The following is a 26861-nucleotide window of genomic DNA, read 5'->3' as shown; positions in this document are numbered from 1 at the left end:
GTTNCNNCCCCTCTCGTGCTTAACTCTGTCAACAAACCGACGGTCTGTCTATTGTGTAGGACATTATCGGCCCGCGACGCCGGCCAACTCCGGTTCACGATCCCGGATCGACGTCACCGTGTACTCCTCGGACTCGGCGGAAGTCCGCTCCGTCCCGGGGACCGCCGTCGTGTCAGCCGCCGCACTGTTGCGACGCCACAGCACCGCCGATGTCACCCCAGCCGCCGTCGCGACCGCGACCGCCGCAGCGATCCACGGCCAGCGACTACGACGCCGCTTGCGCAGCCCCACCGCAGTCAACGCGTTGTTGATACCGGGTGCGATCTTCTCCTTGGCGCCCGCGGCCGCATGCGTGCCCGCCGCCCTCAGATGACCGAACCCCTCAACCAGTTCCCCGCGAATCCGGCGGCCCCGTTTCCTGGACGAACGCCGTTGTAGCAAGATCACGCTGATTCACCTCCCGTAGCGGATGTACGTCACACATCCTGCCCGCTCGGCCCCGCAAATGTGCACAAACGGCGGTGGTGCGGTGGACGATTTCGACACGCATGGCACCATAGGCGCCATGACTACGGCAACCCTGCACACCACCGTCGGCGACATCGTCGTCCAGCTCTTCGACAACCACGCGCCGAAGACGGTCGCGAACTTCGTCGGCCTCGCCGAAGGCAGCAAGGAGTACACCGACCCCAACACGGGCCAGCCGGGCAGCGGACCGTACTACAACGACACCCCGTTCCACCGGATCATCGCCGGCTTCATGATCCAGGCGGGCGACCCGACCGGAACCGGCCGTGGCGGCCCCGGATTCCAGTTCGACGACGAACCGCACCCCGACCTCGCCTACAACCGTCCGTACCTCCTCGGCATGGCGAACGCCGGCATCCAGGGCGGACGCGGCACCAACGGCTCGCAGTTCTTCATCACGGTGAGCCCGCAGGGTCACCTCACCGGCAAGCACACCATCTTCGGTGAGGTCACCGACGCCGGCTCACAGAAGGTCGTCGACGCGATCGCCACCACCCAGACCGACCGTAACGACCGTCCCCTCAACGAGATTCGCATAGAGCGCGTTACCATTCAGCGGTAATGAGTGACGAACAGATCGGACCAGTGTGCTACCGGCACCCGGGCCGCGAGACTCACGTACGGTGTTCGCGTTGTGACCGACCGATCTGTCCAGACTGCATGAACCAAGCCTCAGTCGGGTGGCAATGCCCCAACTGCGTGGCTGAAGGACGCAAGACCACCCGGCAGACCCGCACCGCCTTCGGCGGGAGCATGAGCGGGTCTGCCGGGTTGGTCACCAAGATTCTCGTCGGCCTCAACGTCGGCGTGTTCCTGATCGGCCTCGCCCTCGCCTTCCAGGCGGGCGGCGTCGGCGCGCAGAACGTGCTCCTCGGCGGAGCCAGCCCGCTGCACCTGTTCGGCGCCATGTACGCCGGGCCGGTCATGCCGCTGTCGGACGGTTTCGTCCTCGCCGGTGTGGCGTCCGGCGACTACTGGCGGCTGTTCACCGCCATGTTCCTCCACTACGGCATCATCCACCTGGCGTTCAACATGTACGTCCTGTGGGTCATCGGCCGCTACCTCGAACGCGACCTCGGCCCCGGCCGTTTCCTGGCCCTGTACGTCATCTGCGGTCTCGCCGGGAACGTCGCCACGTACCTGTTCGCCGACCCGATGTCGCTGTCGGCCGGCGCGTCCGGCGCGATCTTCGGCCTGTTCGGGGCGATGGTCCTCGTCAACCGCAAACTCAGCCGCGACAACTCCGGCATCTACACGTTGCTGATCCTCAACCTGGTCATCACGTTCATCCCGGGCACGAACATCAGCATCACCGGGCACCTCGGCGGGCTGATCATGGGGCTCGCGATCGGTTTCGCCATCTCCTACGCTCCCCGCGACAACCGGACGGTGGTCCAGGTGTGCTCGTTCGTCGGCGCTCTCGCGCTCATGGCCGCCGCCGTGGTCTGGCGCACCGGCGACCTGCTCTCCCAGGTTCCCATCGGCTGACCGGGGCGGGTCGTCACCGGCGACCCGTGTTCGGTGGCCGAGACCCGGCCGCGAACGGTTTCGGCCACTCCACCCGGTACCCCTGATCCGCCGCCGCATGCAAAGTCCACTGCGGATCCCAAAGGTGCACGCGGCCGAGCGCGCACAGGTCGGCACGTCCGGCGAGGATGATCGAGTTGACGTCGTCCGCCGACGAAATCGCCCCGACCGCGATCACGGCGACCTCGGGAAAGTCCCGCCGCAGCGCGTGCCTGATCCGATCCGCGTACGGCGTCTGATAGGACCGCCCGTACGCCGGCCGTTCATGGGAGACGACCTGACCCGTCGACACGTCGATCGCGTCGACCCCGGCCGCCGCGAACGCCCGCGCGATGACGACCGAGTCCGGGCCCGTGACACCACCGTCCGCCCAGTCCGTCGCCGACACCCGGACCGACAGCGGTCCGTCCCACTCGTCACGGATCGCGGCCAGCACGCGCAGCGGAAACCGGAGCCGCCCGTCGACGTCGCCGCCGTACGAGTCCGTGCGTCGATTCGTCAACGGAGACAGGAAACTCGACAGCAGGTAACCGTGCGCGCAGTGCAACTCCAGCAGGTCGAAACCGCAGTCTCGTGCGCGGCGCGCGGACGCCGCGAAGGCCGCGACGACGGCGTCCAGTTCCGCGCCGGTCAGCTCCTGCGGAACCTGACTGTCGGGCCGGTACGGCAGCGCCGACGGAGCGACCACCGGCCAGTTCCCCGACGGTAGGGGCTCGTCGATGCCCTCCCACATCAGACGGGTCGAACCCTTGCGGCCCGAATGACCCAGCTGGACGCCGATCGCGGCGGGCGTGTCACGGTGCACGAAGTCGACGACACGCCGCCACGCCGCCGCCTGTTCGTCGGTGTACAGGCCCGCGCAACCGGGCGTGATTCGGCCCTGATCGCTGACGCACACCATCTCCGTCATGACGAGCCCGGCACCGCCGAGCGCCTTCGAACCGAGATGCACGAGGTGGAAGTCTCCCGGCACGCCGTCGACGGCCGAGTACATGTCCATAGGAGACACGATGACGCGGTTGCGGAGTTCGAGGGAACCGATGCGGACCGGTTGGAACATCGCCGGACGCGGGGGCTCCTCGGGACGGCCGTGAGTCGTGGCGAACCAGGAGTCGACGGCCGTGGTGAACGCCGGGTCGCGCAGCCGGAGGTTGTCGCTCGTGATCCGGCGCGACCGGGTGAGCAGGTTGAACGCAAACTGAAGCGGTTCCTGGTCAAGGTAGCGGGGAAGGTCCTCGAACCATTCGAGGCTGGCCTGCGCGGCGCGCTGCGTCGAGGCGACGACGGGGCGGCGGTTCGTCTCGTAGGTCGCGAGCGCCGTCGCGGTATCGGGTTCGGTCGCGAGTGAGGCCGCGAGGGCTGCCGAGTCCTCCATGGCGAGTTTCGTGCCGGAGCCGATCGAGAAGTGCGCGGTGTGGGCGGCGTCGCCGAGCAGGACGATGTTGTCGGCCGTCCAGGTCCGGCAGGTGACGGTGGTGAACCGGGTCCAGCCGGTTCCCTTGTCCCACAGGCGTTGGCCGTCGAGCCGGTCGGCGAAGATCTTCTCGAGGTCGGCGATCGTCGGTGTCGCGCGGTCGTGGACGTCGGTGTGCATCTCGACGATGACGGTGGAGCCCGCGCCGTACGGGTAGGCGTGGAGTTGCATGACGCCGTGGTCGGTGGCGCGGATGTCGAAGGTGAAGGCGTCGAAGCGGTGGTCGGTGCCGAGCCAGATGTAGGTGCAGTGGCGCCGGTCGAGGTGGGGCTGGAAGTGGTCGGCGAGCGCGGTGCGGGTGGCGGAGCGGGCTCCGTCGGCGGCGACGACGAGGTCGTATTCCTCTCGGAGCCGGTCCAGGGGCGGGGCGGTGGTCGCGTATTGGAGCGAGGCGCCGCGTCGTCGTGCGGTGTCGGCGAGGATGTCGAGGAGGTCGACGCGGCCCATCGCGGCGAAGGCGTGGCCGGTGGAGGTGATAGCCGTCCCGTCGACGTCGACAGATGGTCGATAGTGGATGTCGATGTCCCGCCAGTGGACGAAGGCCTCCGTCATGCGCCGGTGGACTTCGGGGTCGGCGGTGGCGATCTGCTCGAGGGTCTCGTCGGAGAAGACGACTCCGAAGCCGTAGGTGTCGGCGGCCTGGTTGCGTTCGAAGACGGTGACGTCGGCGTCCGGGTCGTCGCGTCGTAGTAGTCCGGCGAGGTAGAGGCCGCCTGGGCCGCCCCCGATGATGGCGGTGCGCATTCGGGACCTTTCTGAGTGTCCGGCGTTTCCAGTATGGTGCATTCATGACGACCGTCAAGACTGGCGAAGGACGTTTCGGTGGGCGGACTGTCGTGATCACCGGTGGCGCGGGCGGAATCGGCGCGGCCGTCGCGGCGGGTTTCGCGGCCGAGGGCGCCCGGGTGGTCACCTTGGATCTGGCCGGTGCCGATGTGGACGTCGACGTCTCGGACGCGGACGCGGTGGTCGCGGCCGTCTCGAGCGCGTTCGGTGAGCGTGGGCGGAACGTGTTGGTGACGTTGGCGGGCGGTTCGTTGGGAACTCCGCGGGGGCTGACGGAGGCTTCGGTCGCCGATGTCGACGCGGTGATCGACGTGAACGTCAAGGGGACGTTGCACGCGTGCCGGGCCGCGGTGCCGTTCCTGGCGGAGGGGTCGGCGATCGTGACGTGCGGGTCGATCGGGGCGCGGCAGCCGTCGCCGGTGACGGGGGTGGCGTACGCGGCGGCGAAGGCCGCGGTCGGCGGGCTGACGCGGAAGCTGGCGGCCGAGCTCGGTCCGAGTGGGGTGCGGGTGAACGCGGTGGCGCCGGGTCTGGTGTTGACGGACCGGTTGCGCGGGATGTTCGACGCGATGCCGCTTGTGGAGCGGCAGAGCGTGTTGGACGGGATCGCGTTGCGGCGGCTACCGGGGTTGGCCGAGGTCGTCGATCCGGTCCTCTTCCTCGCTTCGGACGGCGCGAGTTACATCACCGGTGTCACGTTGGATGTCAACGGTGGGCGGTTCATGCCGTTGTGAGGGCGTTTCGCGGGGGCGGAACTGCTGGTCGAGGCGTCGAGCGTAGGACAGCGCCTGTGGTGTGTCGCAGTCGAACCAGGGTGGGACGTCGGAATCCCACCAGGACAGGGCCGTGGTGGTCAGGCCGCCGAGGAGGTCCCGCATCGAGGCCCCGGGGGCGATCCGGGATCCGGCTCGTCGCAAGGATTCGTGACGCCAGACGCCGCAGAGCCATTGTTGGCGCCCGCGCGGGTCGATGAGGATGGCGCCGTCGACGGCATGGTCGGCGGCGTCGACGAGGGCGTTGATGACGTCGGTGGTGAGGAACGGAAGGTCGACCGCGAGGACCGCGACGAACGGCACCGACGCGGGAATGTGGCGCAGCCCGGCGATGGTGGCGTAGGCGGGGCCGGAGCGGGGCGGCTTTTCGGCGGTGACGATGACGCCGGGGTGGACGACGTCGCCGACGGCGACACGAGGTTGGGCGTCGGGGAGGGCCCGTAGTACCCGGTCGATGAGTGTGTGCCCGCCGACGCGCAGGCCCGCTTTCGGGACGCCGCCCATGCGGGTCGCGTGGCCGCCCGCGAGAATCACCGCCGCATGCCGTTCCATCACACTATCGACTGTAGATGTCGTCGTGCCGTGCGGCAAGCGGTTCGTTCGGTGACGGGTGACGCGTGGGGTGGCGATCCCCCGTCTCGAGTCTGATCGGAGTTCGAACGACCCCGGGGGTCCCCCTCCCCTCCCCCCACCCCCTGATTATTGCTCTCTATAGGACATCGACCGTCCGGATCTCTGTTGCGTCGGCTGTCCGCTTGTGACATGAATGCGTGATGATGGACTACGACCCGATGGACTCGTTTCGCGCCGACACCGCCGCCGAGTACGACGACAGCCTGCGCGGAGACGAGGAATCCACAGTGGCGTTCCTCGCGGAGCTGGCACGCGGTGGACCGGCGCTCGAGCTCGCGATCGGCACCGGACGGATCGCGCTGCCGCTCGTCGAGCGCGGCATCCCCGTCACCGGCATCGATCTCTCCCCCGAGATGGTGGAGCGCCTGCGCGCCAAGCCGGGTGGGGCGGACCTGCCGGTCACGATGGGCGATTTCGCCGAGGTCGGTGTCTCGGGTGACTTCGAGCTGATCTACCTGGTGTTCAACACCTTGTTCAATCTCCTCACGCAGGACGACCAGGTTCGGTGCTTCGAGAATGTGGCGCGGCGTCTTCGGCCGGGCGGACGGTTCGTGGTCGAGGCTTTCGTCCCCACGTACCTGCATCGGCTTCGTGACGATCAGTACGTCGACGCCGAGCGGATACGGATGGGAGAGGTGCGGCTCGACGTGGGCCGTCACGACCCGGTCGAGCAGCGGCTCGACGAGACGCACGTGTCGCTGACGGCCGGCGGTGTCCGGCTGTTCCCGATCGTGTGTCGTTACGCGTGGCCGAGCGAGCTCGACCTGATGGCGCGGATCGCGGGGCTTCGGCTTGTCGAGCGGTGGGGTGGCTGGCGTCGCGAGCCTTTCACGGGCGCCAGCCGCAACTGCGTCTCCGTCTACGCCTTCTGAGTCGGTGGGCGGCGGGTGGGCGGTGAGCGGGACGGGAGATAGCGTCGAGGAATGGGAAGAGTCAGTGATCGGCGTCGAGTACTACGGTTCAAGGACGGGGTGAGCGGGTACCGGCCCGACACCCTGGCCGTCGAGGAGCCGTTGGAGATCCAGCTTGGTGGCGAACCGTTCTCGGTGACGATGCGCACCCCCGGCGACGACGTCGACCTGGCGTTGGGTTTCCTTTTCAGCGAGGGTGTCGTGGCTCGCGCCACGGACGTCGCCGGGGCGAAGCACTGCACCGACTCGGATTTGAACGTGCTCGACGTGACTCTGCGCATCCCGGCTCCCGAGGCGGGCAGGCGCTTCACCGTGTCGAGCGCCTGCGGCGCGTGCGGAACCTCCAGTATGGATGAGTTGGTCGGGCGGATCTCTCCCGAGGTGCGGCGGGGTCTCGCCGGTGACGGGCTCGTCCTCGATTCGGGGCTGGTCCTGGATCTGCCGAATCGGCTCAGAGCCGCGCAGAAGCTGTTCGATCGGACGGGGGCCGTGCACGCGGCGGGCCTGTTCGACACGGACGGGACTCTCCATTGTGTTAGGGAGGACGTGGGTCGACACAACGCGGTCGACAAGATCCTCGGTTGGGCGTGGCGATCGGGCGGGTTGCCGCTGACGGGGCGGGTGCTCGCCGTCAGCGGCCGGATCGGTGCCGAGATCGTGCACAAGGCCGCGGCCGGCGGTGTCGCCGCGATCGTGGCGGTGTCCGCTCCGACGACGCTCGCCGTCGATCTGGCGAAGAGCTGGAACATGACCCTCATCGGTTTCACCCGCACCGCCTCATTCAATGTCTACAGTGGCGCGGAGCGGGTGCGGGACTGACCCGGGTCGGCGGCTGTGGGCGCCGTGTGGCGCCGCGGTTCGGGGCGGCGCCTTCGAGGGCGACGCGCGGATGGCCGGGGCTCCGGTGGGCGCGCCATCGCGCGGCGCTCCAACTTCGGCATGGAACTCGACGGGAGGCCCGCCGCGAGCGCGCGTGACATGGTGATGGCGAGTTCGCAGTCGGGGTCGGCGCTGACGGCGCGTTCGGCGGCTTCGTTGGCGATGACGCCGTTTCCGGCTCGCCACGCGGCGTACGCGAGTAGTGCGGCGGGCATGGCGGAGTACGGCGGGTCGAGGTGTCGCAGCATCCACAGCCACAGGTCGACGGTGTCGGCTCGGGGTTCGTTGTCGATGAACGCGATGGCGTCGGCGGAGACCTCGGAGTCGGTGAGGGCCACCGCGAGGGTCGCGATGTGGTCCGGTGGGGGGAGGTGTTTGGTTTCGCGGAGTGCGATGAGCGTCGACGTGGCTTCGGCGCGGAGGATCATCCGCTGTGGGAGGAGGCCGTCGTCGGCGGCCAGGTCGGCTTCGACACGACGAATGGCGGTGGTGGCCGCGTCGCGCCGGGACGGGTCGACGGGGGCGAATGCGGCTATGACGGCGTCTCGGTCGGGGAGTGCCTGTGCTCCCGCGAGTGTGAAGGCGGCCGCGATGGCGGGGTCGCCGGAGACGGAGGTGCCTTCGGGTGGGCAGCAGGATGGGCGTTGGCACAGGTAGGACCAGAATCGGTCGTCGGTGACGCGGATGGCGTCGATGATGTCGACGTTCTCGGCGGCGAGGATGGAGCGGACGTGGTCGACGCAGCGGGTGACGCGTTGGGGTGAGCCGAAGCCGACGAGGACTGCGGCGTTGAGGCCGTGTTGGCGGACGATGTCGTCGGTGATTCCGATGGTGTCGGCCGGGTCGTCCACGGTGGGCAGTGCGGCGCAGGCGGTGACGGCGATGAGTCGGTCGGAGAGGCCGACGAGGACGACGGCGTTGTGGGGTACGTATCCGACGAGGTAGGGGATCGCCGCGACGAGTTCCTGTGGGCTGTCGAGGGTGATGTCGGGTGTGCTGGTGTCGATGGTTGTGGTGTTCATGCGACCACTGTGCGCTGCGGCGGTGGTGGGCGCCAGTCTCGTCGGCGGGGCCTGTGGATAACTCACCTATTGTGGAAAACCCACAGTGGACAGGAATGTGCGGCTGGCCGGACAGTGGGTCCCCCGAGGTATCGGTAAAGCTTGTCAACGATTCCCGTCACGCGCCCCAGATCATTGGTATCTGCACATAATTGGAATTGTCGGGCAGCGCGGGATGGCGCCAATTCGACAAACTTCCGCTTTATCGATCGGAGCCGAAGCGCGTTTTCGCCGATGGTGCCGACATTGGACGTCGTGGCAAGCGCTACCCAAAGCACCGAGCGTTGATTGGCGCATTCATACGTCTACAGATCTGGATATTAATGGGGAAGAGAAGATACGCCGGACAGAAAGCGGACCCAAAAAATAGGCCCGCCCCGGCGGCACGGGGGAACGGCCGGGGCGGGGGGACTCGGGTTCAACACGGAAAAGAACCGGAGTCGGGCCGCGAGCTCCACGGGAGGAGAGCCGCTGGCCTTTTCACCATGGTGTGAGTCGAAGTGTAGCCGACCGGCGCAATGCATGGGAACCCTGGGCGCCCAACTTTCACGGGATTTCGTGAAATACCAACGAGTTGGCGCACTCTTAGCGGAAGATTCGTTGCCTCGACGGGCTTTTCGGGGGCGGAAACACGTCAGTAGCGACATGAACCGGCAAGTCAAACGGGTCGCGCTCAGTCGGCGGCTTGGCGTTCATCCGCCATTGGGTCGCGCCGTTTCTGCCGAACCGGGTTGTTCGCGGCATCCGCGCGTTTGATCGCGTCACGCCGCGCCAACCGGGCGGTCTGATAGCTCTCGTGCACTTCCTTGCGAAGCTGTTTCTTATGCTGCGCGTACCAGCTGGTAAGCGCGATTCCGATGATTCCGGCGATCATGAAGATCCAGCCGGTCGCGGACAGATCGAGCCATTCGACGTCCTGTTTGGCCTTGTCCGTGACGGCGAAAACCAGGAGCGCGCCGAACACCAGGAAAAAGATACTTCCGCCGAGTCCCATCGCCGTCTCCTTGACCTCATGGTGCTCACCGCCGCGACCGACCCACCGATCGGTGTCGACGTCTACGCGACAGCCTACCGGCGTTGCCAGGCAAGCGGTGTGCCGCGATCGGACAGTCCGTCGTGGTCGGGTCACAATGGTGGACATGAGCGAGCAGTGGCGATTCTGGATCGACCGTGGCGGCACCTTCACCGACGTCGTGGCCCGCGCACCCGGCGGCGCCATAGACACACTGAAGCTGCTCTCCGACAATCCCGAATCCTATGAGGATGCCGCGGTCGAGGGTGTTCGGCGCCTGCTCGGGCTCGACCCGTCCGAGGCCATCCCGACGGAGCGGGTGGCGTCCGTCCGAATGGGAACGACCGTCGCCACGAACGCGCTGCTCGAACGGCGCGGGGAACCCACGGTCTACGTCACCACCAGCGGATTCACCGACGCGCCGATCATCGGATACCAGAATCGTCCTCGTATCTTCGCTCGGGACATCGATCGTCCTTCTCCCCTGCACAGCGCCTCGGTCGCGGCGGTCGAACGCCTCGACGCCGACGGGAACGTCCTCGTCCCGCTCGACACCGACGCCATCCGCGCCTCGCTCGAACTCGCCTGGGAACAGGGATATCGGGCCGTGGCGGTCTGCCTCATGCACGCGTTTCGCAACGACGCGCACGAGCGCGCGATCGGGGATGTCGCGCGGCGCATAGGGTTCCCGCAGATCTCCCTCTCCAGTGAGGTCTCTCCGCTGATGCGGCTCGTCAAGAGGGGCGATACCACCATCGTGGACGCCTACCTGTCGCCGGTGCTGCGCCGCTACGTCGCCTCCGTCGCCGATCGATTGACGGGCATCCCCTTGGCGTTCATGCGATCGTCCGGCGGGCTGACGGACGCGGACACGTTCCGAGGGAAGGACGCGATCCTGTCGGGGCCCGCCGCCGGGGTCGTCGCGATGGCGCGCACCGCCGAGAACGCGGGAATCGATCACGTCATCGGTTTCGACATGGGCGGCACCTCCACCGACGTCTCCCGGTACGCGGGCGAGTTCGAGCGCCGCTTCGACGCCGAAGTCGCGGGGGTGCGGATCAGCGCGCCGATGATGCGCGTTCACACCGTCGCCGCCGGAGGCGGTTCCCTGTTGCGCTTCGACGGCTTCCGGTACCGCGTCGGTCCCGAGTCGGCCGGCGCCGTCCCCGGGCCGACGGCCTACGGGCGGGGCGGACCGCTGACCGTCACCGACGCCAATGTCATGCTCGGCCGGATTCAGGCCCGGCACTTTCCCACCGTCTTCGGAGAAGACGGTGGCTCTCCGCTGGACACGGAGGCGGTGGCCGACGGTTTCGCCGAGCTGGCGAGGCGCATCGACGACGGGCGCGGTCCGGAGGAGGTCGCTGAGGGCTTCCTCGCGATCGCCGTGTCCAACATGGCGGAGGCGATCAAACGCATCTCCGTCCGCGAGGGCCACGACCTCGATCCGTACACACTGGTCACCTTCGGGGGTGCCGCCGGGCAACACGCCTGCGCCGTCGCCGACTGGTTGAACATGCGGAACGTCCTCGTGCCACCGCTCGCGGGAGTGTTGTCCGCGTACGGCATGGGGCTGGCCGAGTTCACCGCGACCCGTGAACACGCCGTCGAGGCGCCCCTGACCGAAGCCGACGAACTCGACCGGATCGCCGACGAGCTCACCGCGGACGCCGCCGCCGAGCTGGGGGTGTCCTCGACGGACGCCACCATCGCGATTCGGGTCCTCGTCAAGTACACCGGCACCGACTCGACGATCCCCGTCGACCTCGACACACCGCAGCGGATGCGCGCCCAGTTCGAGCGCGACTACCGGGCCCGGTTCTCGTTCCTGATGCCGGAGCGGGATCTCATCGCCGAGGCCGTCACGGTCGAGGTGTCGGCGGGCGGCGGCGCGCACGCGGACACGACGGCCCGGGACGACGGCGGCACGCCCGCGCAGCCCGTCGACACCGTGCGGATGTACTGCGACGGCTGGCGGGACGTGCCGCTTTACCGCCGCGCCGACCTCGGGCCCGCGACCACGATCACCGGTCCCGCGATCGTCGCCGAGGACGGCGGCACCACCGTCGTCGACCCCGGCTGGAGCGCCGAGGTCACCACGACCGACCACATGCGACTGTCGCGGCACGTCGACACCGAACGCCGCGTCGCCTCCACGGCCGTCGATCCCGTGCGGCTCGAACTGTTCAACAACCTGTTCATGTCGATCGCCGAACAGATGGGGCACCGACTGCGCGGCACGGCGAGCTCCGTCAACATCAAGGAACGCCTCGACTTCTCGTGCGCGATCTTCGACAGGGACGGCAACCTCGTGGCGAACGCGCCGCACATTCCCGTCCACCTCGGTTCGATGAGCGACTCGATCAAGCAGGTCATCGCGGACCATCCGAACATGCGACCGGGCGATTCCTATGTGCTCAACGACCCGTACGCCGGTGGGACGCATCTGCCCGACATCACGGTCGTCACGCCGGCCTTCGACGAATCCGATCGCCCGCTGTTCTTCGTCGCGTCGCGCGGCCACCACGCCGACATCGGCGGCGTGACGCCCGGTTCGATGCCCGCGTTCAGCCGCACCCTCGACGAGGAGGGTGTGCGCATTCGCGCCCGGCTGCTCGCTCGAGACGGGGCGCTGCTCGCCGACGACACCCGCCGTGTCCTCACCGACGCGCCGTATCCCGCCCGGACCCCCGAGTCGAACCTGGCAGACCTGCGCGCCCAGATCGCCGCGAACGAGGCGGGCGTTGCGGGGCTGCGGGCGCTCATCGACCGCTACGGTATCGACGCTGTGATCGCCTACATGGGACACGTGCGCGAGAATGCGGAGGCCGCCGTCCGGTCCGCCATCGACCGGCTCCACGACGGCGCGTTCGAGTACACGATGGACGACGGTTCGGTGATCCGCGTCCGCGTCACCGTCGACCGGGAGAACCGCACCGCCGACATCGACTTCGGAGGGACGTCCCCGCAGCGCGCCGACAACTTCAACGCACCGACGTCCGTCGTGACAGCCGCCGTCCTGTACGTGTTCCGGACGCTCGTCGACGACGACATCCCGCTCAACGCCGGCTGTCTCGTGCCGCTGCGGATACACATCCCCGACGGCGCGATGCTGTCGCCGACGGCCCCCGCGGCGGTCGTCGCGGGCAACGTCGAGACCTCGCAGGCGGTCGTCGCCGCCCTGTACGGGGCACTCGGCGTCGCGGCCGAGAGCCCCGCGACGATGAACAACCTGACCTTCGGAAACGCTCGGCACCAGTACTACGAGACGGTCGCCAACGGCTCGGGCGCGACCGAGGCGGCCGACGGCGTCGACGTCGTCCAGACGCACATGACGAACTCGCGGATGACCGACCCGGAGGTCCTCGAGACGCGGTATCCGGTGCGCGTGGAGGAGTTCGCGATCCGGCGCGGCAGCGGCGGAACGGGGCGGCACCGCGGCGGCGACGGCGCGGTCCGACGGTTGTGGTTCGGCGAGCCGATGACGGTGTCGCTCCTGTCGGGCACGCGACTGCGGCACCCGTACGGGGCGGCCGGGGGCGGCGACGGCGACGTCGGTTCACAATGGATCGAACGCGCCGACGGCCGGATCACGCCGATGTCGGCGTGCGACAGTGTGGATGTCGACGGAGGCGACGTCCTCGTCCTGCACACTCCGGGCGGTGGCGGGCACGGATCGACACCGGACGCCTGATCGCGCGGCGCCGACGGGCCGGTATCGGCACGCCCGTCAGCCGATGAGGCATGATGACCGGGATGACCGGCACCTCAACACCCTCGGCCCACGCCGAGCCCGCGCGGCGCGGCGCGCCCGACGCGCCGTCCATGACGGATCCGATCGTGGGAACGTTCTCCCAGGCGATCGGCGGTCCGCTCGGACGACACGCGGTCAACCCACCACGCCGTCGCTTCTGGATTCCGCCGCGTGTGATCCTGCTGTCGGCGATCCTCATGTTCGCCGCCGCGTGGCTCCAGAAGTACCCGTGCGCCGAAGGCGCCTGGATCGACCACATGCAGTACACGCAGTTCTGTTACTCCGACATCCGAGCGTTGTGGGGCGCGGAGCACCTCGATCGCGGGGCCATCCCGTACTTCGAGTACCCCGTCGAGTATCCGGTGCTCACCGGTGTCCTCATGGGAGCGCTCGGGCTGCCGTCGTACTACCTGCTCGGCGCGGCCGGTGGGACGCTGTACTGGCATCTCACCGCGATCGTCATGTTCATGTTCGGGCTCGGCGGCGTCGCGGCCATGTACCGCCTGCGCCCGACCCGTCCGTGGGACGCGATGATGCTCGCCGTCGCGCCGACGATGGTGTTCACGGCGCTCGTCAACTGGGACCTCATGCCCGCCGCGTTGACGCTGTTCTTCCTGCTGGCGTGGTCGCGTGGAAAGCCGGTCGCCGCCGGTCTGCTGTTCGGCGTCGCGATTGCGGCGAAGTTCTACCCGCTGCTGATCGCCGGTCCCCTACTGGTGTTGGCGTTCCGGCATCGACGGCTCGGACCCGCGATGTTGACGACGGCGATCGCGGCCGGAACGTGGCTCGCGATCAATCTGCCGTTCATCCTGTTCGCGCGCGACGGCTGGTTGCGGTTCTTCGAACTGAACTCGGAACGCCCGATCGACTGGGGCACCCTCTGGTACGTGCTGCGGCACTTCACGACCGACGACGCCGGTTCCCCGATCCCCTGGGGCGAGGCGGGTCTGGTCAACCTCGCGTACCTGTTGCTGTTCGTCGTCGCGTGCGCGGCGATCGCGGGCCTCGGGCTGTTCGCGAACACGCCGCCTCGCCTGGCGCAGTTGGTCTTCCTGGTGGTGGCGGCGTTCCTGTTGTCGGGGAAGGTCTGGTCGCAGCAGTACGTGCTGTGGCTGATTCCGCTGGCCGTGCTGGCGCGCCCGAAATGGCGGGCGTTCCTCATGTGGCAGGTCGGCGAACTGTGCTACTTCTTCGCGTTCTACGGGGTCCTGTTGCGCGCCAGCGGTGAGACGGGGGTGCCGGAGTGGGTGTTCATCACCGCGTCGTTGGCGCGGATGATCACGCTCGCGGTGCTGTGCGGTCTGGTCGTGCGGGAGATCCTCGATCCATCACTCGACGTGGTGCGCGACGAGTACGGGCGCGACCCGGACGGTTTGCTGTTCGCGGAGGTCCCGCGCGTCTCGGCGGCGGCCAGAACGGCATGACACAGGGGACGGACACAGTGTCCGTCCCCTGTACATGGTCGATCAAAGGGTGAAGATGACGACGGCGCCGAGATCGGTCACGGTGACCGTCGGGTCGGTGCGGGGCAGGTCGAGAACGTGCTCCCACGGCGTGCCTTCGAGACGGTCGACCACGACCACGACCGACGCAATCCCGGCCTCGCGCAACGCCGCGATACTCGACGCGGACGGGAACGACAGGGCGTCGAAGCGAATCTGTTCCTGAGCGGTCGGAACGAAACCCGCCGCGCCGTTGACCATGCGCGGGAAGCCGTCGACGCTCCAGAACTGGACGGTCGGATCGTTGCCGCCGTCGGACGGCAGCACGAGGATCGGCTGGTCGACGTCGGCGAGCCGGACGGGCGCCTCGGGCGCGGTCGGGACCTCGGCCGAGGACACGCCCTCCGCGAGGACGAGCAGCATCGGCAGGAACAACGCGGCCCGCATCGGCGCGGGGACCCGCAGTCGCCAGCGCGGATCGACGCGACTCTCGGCCGCGTATCCGTCCATACGGGACGCAAGGTGGCTGAGCGTTCCCGCCGTCAACAGGCACAACAGGAGCGTCGTGTAGACGACGAGGCGGCCCGGGGTGCGGAGACCGTCGAACCCCGGCAGGTACTGGAACAGCAGGGCGTAGCCCCATTCGCCGTCGTCGAGGAAGTTCGTGCCGAGCGCGAGGATGACGCTGACGGCGATGCCGACGGCGATGAACACGCGTTGACGGCGGCTCCAGACCGACCAGACCAGGCCCGCGACGGCGAGCGCGATCAGCGTGAATCCGAGGAGGAGGGTCGTCTCGGGTGGCCAGAGGAGGCCTTCTCGGGCGGGTGCGTGCGCGTCGCCCCAGAGGGTGGATTCTCCTGGGCTGATGAGGAAGCTCGCCCAGGTCGGTGAGAAGTAGTCGACGTAGTCGAGGCTGCGGACGGCTTCGGGGTGGTCGGCGATGGCGCGGAAGTAGGGGACGGCGAGGGCGAGGCTGACTCCGGCGAAGAAGACCATGCCTCCGGCGTCGGCGGCGAGGACCCAGCGGGGGACGCTGGGGCGGCCCTTGACGAGCCAGCAGATTCCGGCGACGAGCGTCGTCCCGGCGAGGAAGTATCCGAAGGGGACGCCCATGCCGAAGCCGATGGTGACCTGCCAGGTGGCGACGATCCAACCCGCGATGACCCAGCCGGGGCGGGTGCGGTTCGCGCGGTAGCCGCGGGTGAGGGACCAGCCGTGGCCGCGCGCGAGCATCGCCAGGGCCAGCGCGATTCCGCCGACCGACAGGACCTGGAGGTGTCCGGCCTGGGCGAGTTTCCATGGGGCGTAGGCGAAGGCCGCGGCGGCGACGGCGCTGCCGGCGGTGCGCGCGCCGAGCTGCCGCATGAGCGCGTAGCAGGCGAAGAAGGCGAGGGCGAAGGTCGCGACGTAGAGGAGGTTGTATCGCAGGAGGGCGGCCTCGTGGCCGCCGCCGATGAGCGACGCGGGCGCGTAGCCGAGGAAGGTGTCGGTGAAGGCGTAACTGTTGACGTCGGGGTAGAAGCCGTTGGTGTCCCACAGTCCGATCGGGTTGTTCCAGATCGCGTGGCCGCTCCAGGCGAGCAGGTAGGTGATGAGGAGCGGGTCGCCGAGGTCGTGGGGGATGGTCTCGGTCGGGTCGGCGAGGACGGGCCAGGTCATGGCGACGGCGAGTAGGACGCTGACGGCGGCGGCGATGAACCATTCGTGGCGGACGACGCGCATGGTCGCGACGCGTGCCGCGGCGAGACGGCCCACCGGCGGTGGTGGTTCGGGGTCGGATTCGTCGGCGGATTCGGCGAAGCGCCGCCACCTGTCGGCGTCGGGTTCGACGTCGGTGCCGGGTTCGTCGTCGGTCGTGTTCGTCGTCGGCGCGCCGGCCTGGTCGGAGGACGAGTCGGCCGCGTCGGCCGGTTCGGTCTGGGTCGGGATCTCGGTGGCGTCGTCTGGCGCGGAATCGCCGAGGCTGGCGGCGATGCCACCCGCGGGGGTCGAACTCATGGGGTCAGCTGCTTTCGGATGAGTGCGATGTCAGCGGCCTGTGCCGACGCGGGCCCTGGGGTTTCGACGATGGCGGGGCAGTCCGCCGCGGCGATGACGTCGGCGATCACCTCGGCGCCGATGTTGCCGTTACCGAGGTTGGCGTGGCGGTCGCGACCGGAGCCGAGCACGTCACGGGAGTCGTTGGCGTGCACGAGGTCGATGCGTCCGGTGATGGCTCGCGCGCGGTCGACGATCGTGGTCAGGTCCTCGCCCGCCGCGAAGGCGTGGCAGGTGTCGAGGCAGAAGCCGGGTTCGAACTCGCCGATGACGTCCCACAGTCGAGCCAGGTCGTCCAAGTGCCGGGCGCACGAGCGGTCGCCTCCGGCGGTGTTCTCGATGAGGATGGGGACGTCGAGGCCGCCTTCGTCGCGGGCGTACAGGAACGCCTTGCGCCAATTGTCGAAGCCGACGGTGAGGTCGGTGCCCTCCGTGACGTGCCCACCGTGGACGATGAGGCCGCTGGCGCCGACGGTGGCGGCGGCCTTCGCGTGCTGCACCATGAGGCGTCGGCTGGGGACCCGGATGCGGTTGTTCGGTGAGGCGACGTTTATGACATAGGGAGAGTGGATGAAGATCTCGATGTCGCTGGCATGCAACTTGTCGGCGTCGGGCCGGGGCACCGGTTTCTTCCAGCCTTGTGGATCGGCGAGGAAGAATTGAACGGCGTCGGCTTCGCGTTGCGTGGCCTCGCCGATCGGGTCGGTCGCGTCCACGTGGGATCCGATTCGCATGCCTGGCAGACTACCCGTGTACCGCATGGAGCGGCCCGAACAGCGCCCGCGTCGACGATGCCGATTCGAACTCGATGGGCGGAATCGGCGTTACCGATGCCCGGGAGCGTCGTTAACACAATGAAGATGTACTTGACTGAAGGCTCATGCGAGCGATACAACGGGAACAGACAACGGTCGATGCCGTGGTCGACGCACCGTAGCGGTCGGTGGTCGCGGTATCGGTCGAATGACGACATGAGGTAGTGCCGTTATCTCAGGTCGGTGACGCGAGGACGAGAACGCCATTCGTCGGGCGAGAGATCGCCGAGGAATGCCGTCGACACCAGGTGATCCAATGATCGTCGCTCGTCCCGCCGCCGATCCGCGGGTATCGGAACGGCCTTTCCGGCACGACGGCGAGAGCCGCCGTGCTTTCCGTGCTCTCCCGTTAACGCGGGGCCACACCCGTAGAAGTAGGAGAACCTTTCATGCGCGCATCTGGAGCCGACCGTCGGCGGCCCAGCCCGTACCCTCGGCCGGTGGTCGCGGAGGCGGCCCGAACGGCCCCGAAGCGGTCGTCCGTGAAGCGTCGGCGTCTGGCGGTGGGCGCGGCCGCCGTGGCCATCGCGGCCGCGGTGTCCGCCGGCTACCTGTCATCCAGCACCGCATACGCCGAGGGTGACGAGAACACGGTCACCTTCAACGGCGACTGTGGTCTGCTCGGCGCCGGCATCATTCAGAAGTCGACGCCAGACAAGTCCGAGTTGGAGATCGTCGAAGGCACCGAGGTCACCTTCGTCAACAACCTGAGCTCCGACGGAACGCTGCTCATCGGCAAGAAGAGCATCGAGCTGGAGGAGGGCGACGCGTACACGGTCACGCTCAAGAACTCCAGCGAAGCCGTCCTGGCGCCGGACTGCCCGATCAACCGCCCGGAAAAGGCGGAGAAGGCCACGATCACGGTCACGGCGGCCCCGGTCACCGAGACGCCCGGCGATTCCGACCCGGCGAACCCTCCGCCCGGTGACTCCACACCCGACGATCCCGCGGACGGCGAGGTCGGCGTTCCCGACGACGGCGAAGCCCCGTTGAAGGACAAGGACCCGGTCGCCGCGGACAAGGTCCCGGACCCGAACGCGGAGGACGGCGACGACACCGAGGGAACCGACACCGTCGTCGGCGACCCGACCGGCGACGACGCCGGAACGACGCCCGCCGGTGACGTCGAGGCCGTCGACACCAGCACCGTCCAACAGGGATCCTCGGGCGTGCTCGCGATCTTGGCGACGGTGTGCCTCGTGGGGGTCGGCGTCGCAGCCGCCCGCACCATGGTCGGCACCCGCGCGGCCGCACGCGCCTGACGCCGTCGGCGCACGTTCCACTCGCTCAACACGAGGGCGGGCCCCACATCGGGGCCCGCCCTCGTGGCGTCACGACCCGGTTCGGAACGGCCTAGTTCCGACGATCTCGGTTCACGACCCGGCGCTCCATCACACGTCGCCAGGTTCCGGGCCGGTTCCCCGGCTCGACCGCGCGTGCCGAAGCCTCCACGTTCCGCGGCACGCCACGAGCCCGGAAGCCGCAACCTCTGGTTGGCAACGCACCACACCGTGCTCTAACCTGAACGCACGTTAAGTCGATGGCAGGGAAGTGGACATCAGTGGATACCCAGGATCTGACTGCTCGTATCAGCGCTGGCGGCGCGCAGAAGTACCACGACGCCAACGCCGCGAAGGGCAAGCTCTTCGCGCGGGAACGCATCGCCCGCCTCGTGGACAAGGACTCCTTCGTCGAGGACGGGCATTACGCGAACGCGCTGGCCGACGGCCTTCCCGCCGACGGCGTGATCACCGGTACCGCGCGCATCGACGGCCGCCCGGTGTGTCTGCTGGCCAACGACTCCACCGTCAAGGCCGGTTCGTGGGGCGCCCGCACCGTAGAGAAGATGATCCGCATTACCGAGAAGGCCTACGCCACGAGCGTGCCGATGGTGTACCTCGTGGACTCCGCCGGTGCCCGTATCACCGACCAGGTCGACCTCTTCCCCGGGCCGCGCGGAGCCGGTCGCGTCTTCTACAACCAGGTCCGCGCCTCCGGCTCGATCCCGCAGGTGTGCGCCCTGTTCGGTCCGAGTGCCGCCGGCGGCGCCTACATTCCGGCGTTCTGCGACGTCGTCGCGATGGTCGACAAGAACGCCTCGATGTACCTCGGCAGCGACCGGATGGTCGAGATGGTCACCGGCGAGAAGACCACGTTGGAGGCCATGGGCGGCGCGAAGGTGCACTGCACCGAGTCCGGCGTCGGCCACTTCCTGTGCGCCGACGAGGACGAGGCGCTCGGCGTCGTGCGGCGGTACCTGTCCTTCCTGCCCGGTAACTGGACGCAGGAGCCGCCCGTCGCCGAGCCGAAGCCGGCCCCCGACGTCGACCTGCGCGCGATGGTCCCCGAGAGTGAGCGCCGCGCGTTCGACATGCGCAAGTACGTCAAGGGCATCCTCGACGACGGCGACTTCTTCGAAGTCCACGCCCGTTGGGCGAAGGAACTGACCGTCGGCTTCGGACGGTTGAACGGCAAGCCGATCGGCGTCGTCGCGAACAACTCGATGTTCAAGGGCGGCGTCCTGTTCGTCGACTCCTCCGACAAGGCCGCGCGCTTCGTGCAGCTGTGCGACGCGTTCAACGTGCCGCTGCTGTTCCTCGCGGACGTGCCCGGGTTCATGGTCGGCAGCGCCGTCGAGAAACAGGGAATCATCCGACACGGCGCGAAGATGGTCTCGGCGATCTCGGAGGCGACCGTCCCGAAGATCTGCGTCGTCGTGCGCAAGGCGTACGGCGCGGGTCTGTACGCGATGGCGGGCCCCGGTTTCGGACCGGACGCCACGATCGCCCTGCCGACGGCCAAGATCGCCGTCATGGGCGCCGACGCGGCCGTCAACGCCGTGTACGCCCGCAAGATCGCCGCGATCGAGGACGTCGAGGAGCGCGAGCGCTTCGTCGCCGACAAGCGTCGCGAGTACGAGGAGGACATCGACATCGTCCGGTTGGCGAGCGAGCTCGTCATCGACGACATCATCGAACCGGAGCGGCTGCGCGACGACCTGATCGCCCGGTACGCCGCCGCCGAGGGCAAGGACCGGACGTTCTCCCGTCGTCGGCACGGTGTCACCCCGGTTTAGTACCACTATGGAACATCGGTCACGCCCTTGTGGAATTCACGGGTTCGTTGATGACCGTTCGACGACCAAGAGGAAGGCACGATCATGGACTTTCGGCTGACCGAGGACGAGTCGGCCCTGCGCGAATCCATCGAGGATTTCGCGAGGGAGAGGATCGCCGGCGTCATCGGCGATCTGTACGAGAAGGGTGAGTTCCCGTACGAGCTCGTCGCGGAGCTCGGAAAGATGGGCATCTTCGGGGCGCCGTTCCCGGAGGAGCACGGGGGCGCCGGCGGCGACTTCTTCATGCTGTGTCTCGCGCTGGAGGAACTGGCGCGTGTCGACTCGTCCGTCGCGATCACGGTGGAGGCGGCCGTGTCGCTCGGCGCGATGCCGATCTTCCGTTTCGGCACCGAGGAGCAGAAGCGGAGGTACCTGCCGCGTCTGACGCGCGGGCAGGCCCTGGCGGGCTTCGGCCTGACGGAGCCGGAGGGCGGATCGGACGCCGGTGCGACGAAGACGCGTGCCGTGCTCGACGGCGACGAGTGGGTCATCAACGGCGCCAAGTGCTTCATCACGAACGCCGGCACCGACATCACGGACCTGGTGACGGTCACCGCCGTCACGGGGACGTTGTCGGACGGCCGCCCCGAGATCTCGTCCATCATCGTCCCCAATGGAACTCCGGGGTTCACGGTCGGACGGAAGTACTCCAAGGTCGGCTGGTGCGCCTCCGACACCCGCGAGCTGTTCTTCGACGACTGCCGGGTGCCCGCGGCGAACCTGCTCGGTGAACGCGGCCGCGGATACGCACAGTTCCTGCGGATCCTCGACGAGGGGCGCATCGCCATCGCCGCGCTGTCGACGGGTCTGGCGCAGGGCTGCATCGACGAGTCGATCCGGTACTCGCATCAGCGCCACGCGTTCGGCCGCAACATCGGTGCCAATCAGGCGATCCAGTTCATGATCGCCGACATGGAGGTCCGGGCCCACACGTCGCGGCTGGCGTACTACGACGCGGCGGCCCGGATGCGCGCCGGCGAGCCGTTCAAGCGGCAGGCGTCCATCGCGAAACTGCACGCGTCGAACGCCGCCGTCGACAACGCGCGCGCGGCGACGCAGATCTTCGGCGGGTACGGCTTCATGAACGAGACGCCGGTCGCGAGGATGTGGCGGGACACGAAGATCCTCGAGATCGGGGAGGGCACGTCCGAGATCCAGCGGATGCTCATCGCCCGCGACCTCGGCGTCGGCTAAGGCACCCTTGGTTGGGCAAACGTGTCGCTTGGTTGGGCAAATGTCGAAATCAGGCGTGTTTTCACCATTTGCCCAACCAAGCGGAGATTTTGGCTAACCAAGCGGTTCCGATCTGGGACTCCGCGCCCGCAGCCAAACGACGACGGGTCGACCGGTCTCCCGGTCGGCCCGTCGTCGTCTCATTGCTTCGTCGTCTCAGTGCCTCAGCGAATCAGTGCGTCACTGCGTCACTGCGTCAGCGCCGATCCCACAGTTCGATCGCGGCGGCGATTTCCTCGGCGTCCGGAAGCTGCGGATACGGCCCGGCGGGAGCGAACCCGAACTCGGGCAGCCGCTGCGGGAAGTCGTCGCTCAACAGTGACGACCGGAACGCGTCGGCGGCGACCCTCGACGGCGACGGCAGCTCCGCTAGGACGAGCATCGGATAGTCGAGAGCGGGCACCGGCGGCGCCGGCTCGATGAACATCAGCGGTTCCTCGACGTCACCGGCGTTGTACGTCAGGACGTCGGGCAGGGACATGACGTCGTAGCCGTCGCGGTCGATCACGGGAGTGAAGGGGACGACCCCGACCGCGCCCCGCAGCACCGCCAGACTCACGGCGTCGTGGCGCGGATCGTTCAGCGCCAACGGGAGCTCCGAGAGCACCCCCGAGACCGTCGCCGATTCGGGCACTGCGATGCCGACGTCGGCCTCCGCGACCGAGTCGATCCGTTCGTCGAAGAAACCGGGGGCGTCGGCGAACGAGGACAGCCACGTCAGCGAGTTCGGAACCCACACGTCGAACGGGTCTACATCGGATATATCGGCGTCTCCGAGATCGAGTTCGATGCCGGCGTCATCGGCGAGTGCGGCAGCGGCCGACGCGGAATCGACCGCCGTCACATCCACGGATATGCATACGCCATCGACCGGTACACCGGCCGCGGACCAGTCCATCGCGTGATCGGTCAATACCCCGGCGATCGCCGGCTCGGCGGCCACGCGCAATGTGACGCTTTCCTGGCAGTCGCGTACATCGTCGATCGCGGATCCGAGCGCGACTCCGGCGATCGGTCCCAGGACGGCGAGCATCGCCACCCCGAGCCACGTTCGCCGAGCCCTGGGGGACAACCGGGCTGGCCTGCGATGTCTACGCGCCACGTCCCGAGTGTAAACGAATTGATGCGCTTCGAGTTCTCGATTCGTCGCTCGATCGCTCGAACGACGGGCCGATCAAGACCGGCGACGCCCGCGCCGCTTCGGCGGCGTGAGCAGGTCGGCGACGGCGTTCAGCGTCTCCGGAACGATCCGGAAGTACGCCCAGACGCCGCGCTTGTCGCGCTCGACGAGGCCCGCTTCCGTCAGGATCCGCAGGTGGTGGCTGATCGTCGGCTGAGACAGACCGAGCGGTTCGGTCAGCTCGCAGACGCAGGCCTCTCCGCCTTCCGTCGACTGAATCAGGCTGATCAAACGCAACCGGTTCGGATCGGCCAGCGCCTTGAGCACCCCGGCGATGCGTTCGGCATCACGGCGGGGCAACGGTTCACCCCCCACGGGTGACGCGGGGGTTGTCGTGTCGGCGATTACGCGTACCACGGCTTCATCCTCTCACCAGGACTATCGATTAGTATTTATATCACTACGGACGGTATGGGACTCTCAGTGAGGGGGCGAATCGAGGCGAAACGGAGGGACCTCGACGGTTCTACAGTTGCAGGTCAGAGCTGTCGAAGGCGTAACGATAGTGAAGCCCCGCTTGGCGAACGGCTTCCCCCGCTCCCCGATCGACGATCACCGCAACGCCCACCGGGCGAGCCCCGGCCTCGGTAAGTGCATCGACAGCTGTCAACACACTACTACCTGTCGTGGAGGTGTCCTCCACTGCCAATACATTCCGGCCCGCCACTTCGGGGCCTTCGATGCGGCGTTGCAGGCCGTGCGCCTTCCCCGCCTTCCGGACAACGAACGCGTCCAACGGGCGTGGCGAATGATGCAACATCGCCGTGGCCACCGGGTCGGCTCCCAAGGTCAGGCCGCCGACGGCATCAAAGTCCCAATCGGACACGAGCTCGCACATGACGCGTCCCATCAGCGGCGCGGCCTTGTGGTGCAAGGCAATCCGGCGAAGGTCCACGTAGTAATCGGCTTCCTTGCCGCTCGACAACACGACCCGGCCGCGCACGACGGCCAGCTCGTTGATGAGGGCGAGCAATTCCTCCCGGTCAGACACGAGAGCGAGCCTACGACACTCCGAACACCACATTACGAGCGGACTGTCATGTCTCCATTACAGAAATGTGGTCGGGGCCACAATTCATAGAAACCGGCCAATATTTCTCTGTTAATGGATATGGCCACGTGCCGAGATAGCCGAGGCCCGCTCGGCTATCCGGCTGAGAATACTGTGCGGAGTATGCCTGATCAGGGCCGTGATCACCTTGTAGTGGAGGGACGGGACACTCACGACCTTGCCGCGCCGCAGGTCCCGCATCGCCGTCTCCACGACCGCGTCGGAGTCCAACCACATCCACGACGGGATGTCGCTCGTCGGAATGTTGGCGCTCGCGTGGAACTCGGTGCGCACGAAACCCGGGCAGAACGCCATGACCCGCACGTTCTTCCGCCGCGCCAACGGCGCGATCGACTCGCTGAAGTTCGTCACCCAGGCCTTCGACGCGTTGTACGTCGAACCGGGCATGATCGGACCGAAGCCAGCCACAGAGGACACGTTGACGATGGAGCCCTGACCGCGCTCCATCATGGCCGGCAGAGCGGTCCGCGTCAGCCGGAGCACCGCCCGGACGTTCAGGTCGAGCAGCTTCTCCTCACGGTCCAGGCTCGCGCCGGTGAAGCCCTCCCCGAGCCCCATGCCCGCGTTGTTCACCAGGACGTCGACGTCCGTGACCGCTGCGCCGACCTCGGCGCACCCGTCGTCGGTGGTCAGGTCGGCGACGATCGTGCGAACGTCGACGCCGAACTCGTCCGCGATCCGGTTGGCCGTGGCCTCGAGCCGCTGTCTCGATCTGGCGACCAGCACGAGGTCACAACCCTCCGCCGCGAGAAAACGCGCGAACGAGAGGCCCATTCCCGCCGTTCCTCCGGTGATAAGCGCCTGGGTCACGGCTTCCGTCCTTTCACATCACTTACGCATTGAGGGGGAGGTTCGTCAGATGTCGAGGAACTGCGACGGCATGCCCGGCTTCGGCGTACGGAAGTACTCATTGGACTTCGGCAGGGCGAGCAGGATGACGATCGCGATGTAGAACAGAAGCGACAGGATCGCCGTCGTCAGCTGGACTCCGCTGAGCCAACCCGGAATCTCCAGAGAGGCCATCGCCTCGCGCAACGCCTCGGCGAGCTCCGGATCGCCGCTGGTGTCGACGGTCGCGTTGCCGCCCACCGGCAGACTCACCGCGCCACAGCAGATGCCCAGACCGGCGAAGACCCACGTCGTCACGCGAGCCCCGTTACGGCCCTTGAGGACGAACGGCGCGCAGATCGCGGTGCCGAGTGCCCACAATGCCGGGGTGAAGGCGATGATGTAGAGGAGCGCCAGGAGCAGCGCCACCATCGTGTCGAGCGCGGCCACCGTCTCGGCGTCCATGTTCAGGTCGGAGGTCTCGGCCCGGAGGGCGGAGACGATGCGCGACCCGACGAAGGCGCTGGCGATACCGCTGACGATGGTCAACACGGTGACGAGATAGGAGGCGACCGCGGCGACCGTCACCGTCATCGGACGGACCTTGTCGGACGGCGACGGAACGGAGTAGTCAGCGGACATGCTCGGCATCCTATCGGCTAGTCACTCCAGCGCTGCCCCCTGAGCCGATCGGAGCCACCCGAACGGCGACGTCCACTATCGCGTTCCGACTCCTCGACGCCTCACCGCCGTCCGACGACCGGAGCCTCGAACACTTGGAGCCGAGCATTCACGTGACGATCGAGAGTGGAAGCGACGATGGTGAATGTCCTGCTCACGAGTGCGCCCCCGGGAGCCGAAGCTCGACCGGGGGCACTATCATTCGAGTTGTCTAGAAACAAATGATTGGCCTGATGCTACCAGGAACGCATCCGGGGAGCCGCGCTGAAACCTCGTGAGTGCGGGAGATGACAACCTCTAACGTCTGCGGTCGCGTGTCCGTTGCCTCAACCGCCGAACTCACGCTATGGAGTAATTCAGCTTCATCCTGTTGCCCTTCAATGGCGTGAGCCGAAGGGCGGAACACGGTAGGCCCAAGGTGGACGTGCAGAGCGTCGACGTTCGCGGGAACAGACCAGGCGGATACCTCGATTCGAGGACACCCCTGCCCCACGTCCAAGACTGACTACACATGCCGCCCTAGCGTTGCTGTAACAAGCACGCCTGTGTGACCGACGCGATCGACAGCGACGGAAACCAGCCCACCCTGTGCCCGTCGTTGACGCCATCGCCGCGTCCACGGGTGCAGGGCTGGGCTCTCTCGGCCCTCTCCGCTCCGGAAACGAGGACGTCGGGGGCGGACGGCGGCGTCAGATGAGACCGGCTCGGCGGGCCGCCGTCATGGCGTGGAACCAGCGAGCGGTTTCACCGAGTGCCAGCAGGATGATGATGACGATGTCGACGACGAACAGCGCGACCATGAGGAACGTGAAGGTGTGGGCCTGCCAGGGCGCGTCGGCGTCGGCGGTCACGTAGATGCCGACGATGGACCCGGCGCAGCCGTTGAACGCCAGGAAGATCCCGTACATGACGAACGACGCGATCCGGGCCGCATTCCGTCCCCTGAGGACTCCGAGGGTGGCGGCGATGAACGACAGCGCGATCGTGAGGCAGAAGATGCTGAGGGTGATGAGGGTGCCGCGGGCCTCGGCGTCGAGCTCACCGAGATCCGTGAGGATCATCCCGCCGGAGAAGAGCGCGAGCGCGACGGTGAACACCATGAGCAGTCCGGCGA

At 67.8% G+C, this 26861-nt stretch carries 23 protein-coding genes; 10 read left to right on the top strand and 13 right to left on the bottom strand.

Annotated elements, in window-relative coordinates; all coding sequences use genetic code 11:
* Window positions 1–63 precede the first annotated feature (63 nt).
* Entirely contained in the window at window positions 64–447 is a 384-nt protein-coding gene (locus tag ACM9NP_RS07835) for a hypothetical protein (RefSeq protein ID WP_415645950.1), read from the bottom strand.
* Window positions 448–565: 118 nt separating this feature from the next.
* On the opposite strand from ACM9NP_RS07835, the gene ACM9NP_RS07830 reads away from it, so the two are divergent.
* A complete protein-coding gene (locus ACM9NP_RS07830) occupies window positions 566–1090 on the top strand; it encodes a peptidylprolyl isomerase (protein WP_415645949.1) in 525 nt (174 codons plus the stop codon).
* On the top strand, window positions 1090–2016 hold the full coding sequence (locus tag ACM9NP_RS07825) for a rhomboid family intramembrane serine protease (protein ID WP_415645948.1): 927 nt from the start codon (window positions 1090–1092) through the stop codon (window positions 2014–2016). The genes ACM9NP_RS07830 and ACM9NP_RS07825 overlap by 1 nt, the downstream gene beginning before the upstream one ends.
* A gap of 13 nt (window positions 2017–2029) precedes the next feature.
* On the opposite strand, the gene ACM9NP_RS07820 is transcribed toward ACM9NP_RS07825, so the two are convergent.
* Window positions 2030–4273 carry a bifunctional salicylyl-CoA 5-hydroxylase/oxidoreductase gene (locus ACM9NP_RS07820; RefSeq protein ID WP_415645947.1) on the bottom strand — a complete coding sequence of 748 codons (2244 nt, stop codon included), beginning with the start codon at window positions 4271–4273 and terminating at the stop codon, window positions 2030–2032.
* A gap of 44 nt (window positions 4274–4317) precedes the next feature.
* On the opposite strand from ACM9NP_RS07820, the gene ACM9NP_RS07815 reads away from it, so the two are divergent.
* Complete coding sequence (locus tag ACM9NP_RS07815; RefSeq protein WP_415645946.1) at window positions 4318–5049, top strand: SDR family NAD(P)-dependent oxidoreductase; 732 nt, start codon at window positions 4318–4320, stop codon at window positions 5047–5049.
* On the opposite strand, the gene mobA is transcribed toward ACM9NP_RS07815, so the two are convergent.
* The gene (gene mobA, locus ACM9NP_RS07810; RefSeq protein WP_415646057.1) at window positions 4936–5640 is read right to left on the bottom strand and encodes a molybdenum cofactor guanylyltransferase; all 705 of its coding nucleotides are present in this window, start codon (window positions 5638–5640) and stop codon (window positions 4936–4938) included. The two genes, ACM9NP_RS07815 and mobA, sit on opposite strands and share 114 nt — an antisense overlap.
* A gap of 221 nt (window positions 5641–5861) precedes the next feature.
* Between mobA and ACM9NP_RS07805 the strand changes: the two genes are divergently transcribed.
* Window positions 5862–6593, top strand: coding sequence for a class I SAM-dependent DNA methyltransferase (locus ACM9NP_RS07805; protein ID WP_415645945.1), 732 nt, complete (start codon window positions 5862–5864; stop codon window positions 6591–6593).
* Window positions 6594–6644: 51 nt separating this feature from the next.
* Window positions 6645–7451: a formate dehydrogenase accessory sulfurtransferase FdhD gene (gene fdhD / locus ACM9NP_RS07800; RefSeq protein ID WP_415645944.1), complete on the top strand. Its 807-nt coding sequence runs from the start codon at window positions 6645–6647 to the stop codon at window positions 7449–7451.
* Here fdhD and ACM9NP_RS07795 read toward each other — a convergent pair.
* Window positions 7421–8533 carry a DUF4192 domain-containing protein gene (locus ACM9NP_RS07795; RefSeq protein ID WP_415645943.1) on the bottom strand — a complete coding sequence of 371 codons (1113 nt, stop codon included), beginning with the start codon at window positions 8531–8533 and terminating at the stop codon, window positions 7421–7423. The two genes, fdhD and ACM9NP_RS07795, sit on opposite strands and share 31 nt — an antisense overlap.
* A 712-nt stretch (window positions 8534–9245) precedes the next feature.
* Window positions 9246–9566 carry a DUF6458 family protein gene (locus tag ACM9NP_RS07790; protein WP_415645942.1) on the bottom strand — a complete coding sequence of 107 codons (321 nt, stop codon included), beginning with the start codon at window positions 9564–9566 and terminating at the stop codon, window positions 9246–9248.
* A gap of 145 nt (window positions 9567–9711) precedes the next feature.
* On the opposite strand from ACM9NP_RS07790, the gene ACM9NP_RS07785 reads away from it, so the two are divergent.
* Both ACM9NP_RS07785 and ACM9NP_RS07780 read left to right on the top strand, forming a co-directional pair.
* Complete coding sequence (locus tag ACM9NP_RS07785) at window positions 9712–13278, top strand: hydantoinase B/oxoprolinase family protein (RefSeq protein ID WP_415645941.1); 3567 nt, start codon at window positions 9712–9714, stop codon at window positions 13276–13278.
* Window positions 13279–13340: 62 nt separating this feature from the next.
* On the top strand, window positions 13341–14762 hold the full coding sequence (locus tag ACM9NP_RS07780; RefSeq protein WP_415645940.1) for a glycosyltransferase family 87 protein: 1422 nt from the start codon (window positions 13341–13343) through the stop codon (window positions 14760–14762).
* 42 nt (window positions 14763–14804) lie between these two features.
* On the opposite strand, the gene ACM9NP_RS07775 is transcribed toward ACM9NP_RS07780, so the two are convergent.
* Entirely contained in the window at window positions 14805–16781 is a 1977-nt protein-coding gene (locus tag ACM9NP_RS07775) for a hypothetical protein (protein ID WP_415645939.1), read from the bottom strand.
* Window positions 16778–17554, bottom strand: coding sequence for a deoxyribonuclease IV (locus tag ACM9NP_RS07770; RefSeq protein ID WP_415645938.1), 777 nt, complete (start codon window positions 17552–17554; stop codon window positions 16778–16780). Before ACM9NP_RS07770 ends, ACM9NP_RS07775 begins: the two co-directional genes overlap by 4 nt.
* A 470-nt stretch (window positions 17555–18024) precedes the next feature.
* Between ACM9NP_RS07770 and ACM9NP_RS07765 the strand changes: the two genes are divergently transcribed.
* The 3 genes from ACM9NP_RS07765 to ACM9NP_RS07755 all read left to right on the top strand — a co-directional run bounded on the left by ACM9NP_RS07765 (window position 18025) and on the right by ACM9NP_RS07755 (window position 21947).
* Window positions 18025–18897: a hypothetical protein gene (locus ACM9NP_RS07765; protein WP_415645937.1), complete on the top strand. Its 873-nt coding sequence runs from the start codon at window positions 18025–18027 to the stop codon at window positions 18895–18897.
* A gap of 278 nt (window positions 18898–19175) precedes the next feature.
* On the top strand, window positions 19176–20711 hold the full coding sequence (locus ACM9NP_RS07760; protein ID WP_415645936.1) for an acyl-CoA carboxylase subunit beta: 1536 nt from the start codon (window positions 19176–19178) through the stop codon (window positions 20709–20711).
* Between the two features lie 84 nt (window positions 20712–20795).
* Entirely contained in the window at window positions 20796–21947 is a 1152-nt protein-coding gene (locus tag ACM9NP_RS07755) for an acyl-CoA dehydrogenase family protein (RefSeq protein ID WP_415645935.1), read from the top strand.
* Between the two features lie 235 nt (window positions 21948–22182).
* On the opposite strand, the gene ACM9NP_RS07750 is transcribed toward ACM9NP_RS07755, so the two are convergent.
* The 6 genes from ACM9NP_RS07750 to ACM9NP_RS07725 form a co-directional block, all read right to left on the bottom strand.
* Window positions 22183–23088: a hypothetical protein gene (locus tag ACM9NP_RS07750; protein WP_415645934.1), complete on the bottom strand. Its 906-nt coding sequence runs from the start codon at window positions 23086–23088 to the stop codon at window positions 22183–22185.
* 72 nt (window positions 23089–23160) lie between these two features.
* Window positions 23161–23523: an ArsR/SmtB family transcription factor gene (locus ACM9NP_RS07745; protein WP_415645933.1), complete on the bottom strand. Its 363-nt coding sequence runs from the start codon at window positions 23521–23523 to the stop codon at window positions 23161–23163.
* A gap of 109 nt (window positions 23524–23632) precedes the next feature.
* Window positions 23633–24157, bottom strand: coding sequence for an orotate phosphoribosyltransferase (locus ACM9NP_RS07740; RefSeq protein WP_415645932.1), 525 nt, complete (start codon window positions 24155–24157; stop codon window positions 23633–23635).
* Window positions 24158–24268: 111 nt separating this feature from the next.
* Window positions 24269–25048 (bottom strand): SDR family NAD(P)-dependent oxidoreductase, encoded by a 780-nt coding sequence (locus tag ACM9NP_RS07735; protein WP_415645931.1) that lies wholly within the window; start codon window positions 25046–25048, stop codon window positions 24269–24271.
* A 45-nt stretch (window positions 25049–25093) separates the two neighbouring features.
* Entirely contained in the window at window positions 25094–25708 is a 615-nt protein-coding gene (locus ACM9NP_RS07730) for a hypothetical protein (protein ID WP_415645930.1), read from the bottom strand.
* Window positions 25709–26436: 728 nt separating this feature from the next.
* Window positions 26437–26861, bottom strand: a 425-nt coding sequence (locus ACM9NP_RS07725; RefSeq protein ID WP_415645929.1) for a hypothetical protein, incomplete at its 5' end; no start/stop codon positions are given.

Source organism: Stackebrandtia soli, from assembly GCF_965137155.1.
In the GTDB taxonomy this organism is placed as follows: domain Bacteria; phylum Actinomycetota; class Actinomycetes; order Mycobacteriales; family Micromonosporaceae; genus Stackebrandtia; species Stackebrandtia soli.
This window is presented reverse-complemented; position numbering and strand designations above follow the sequence as displayed.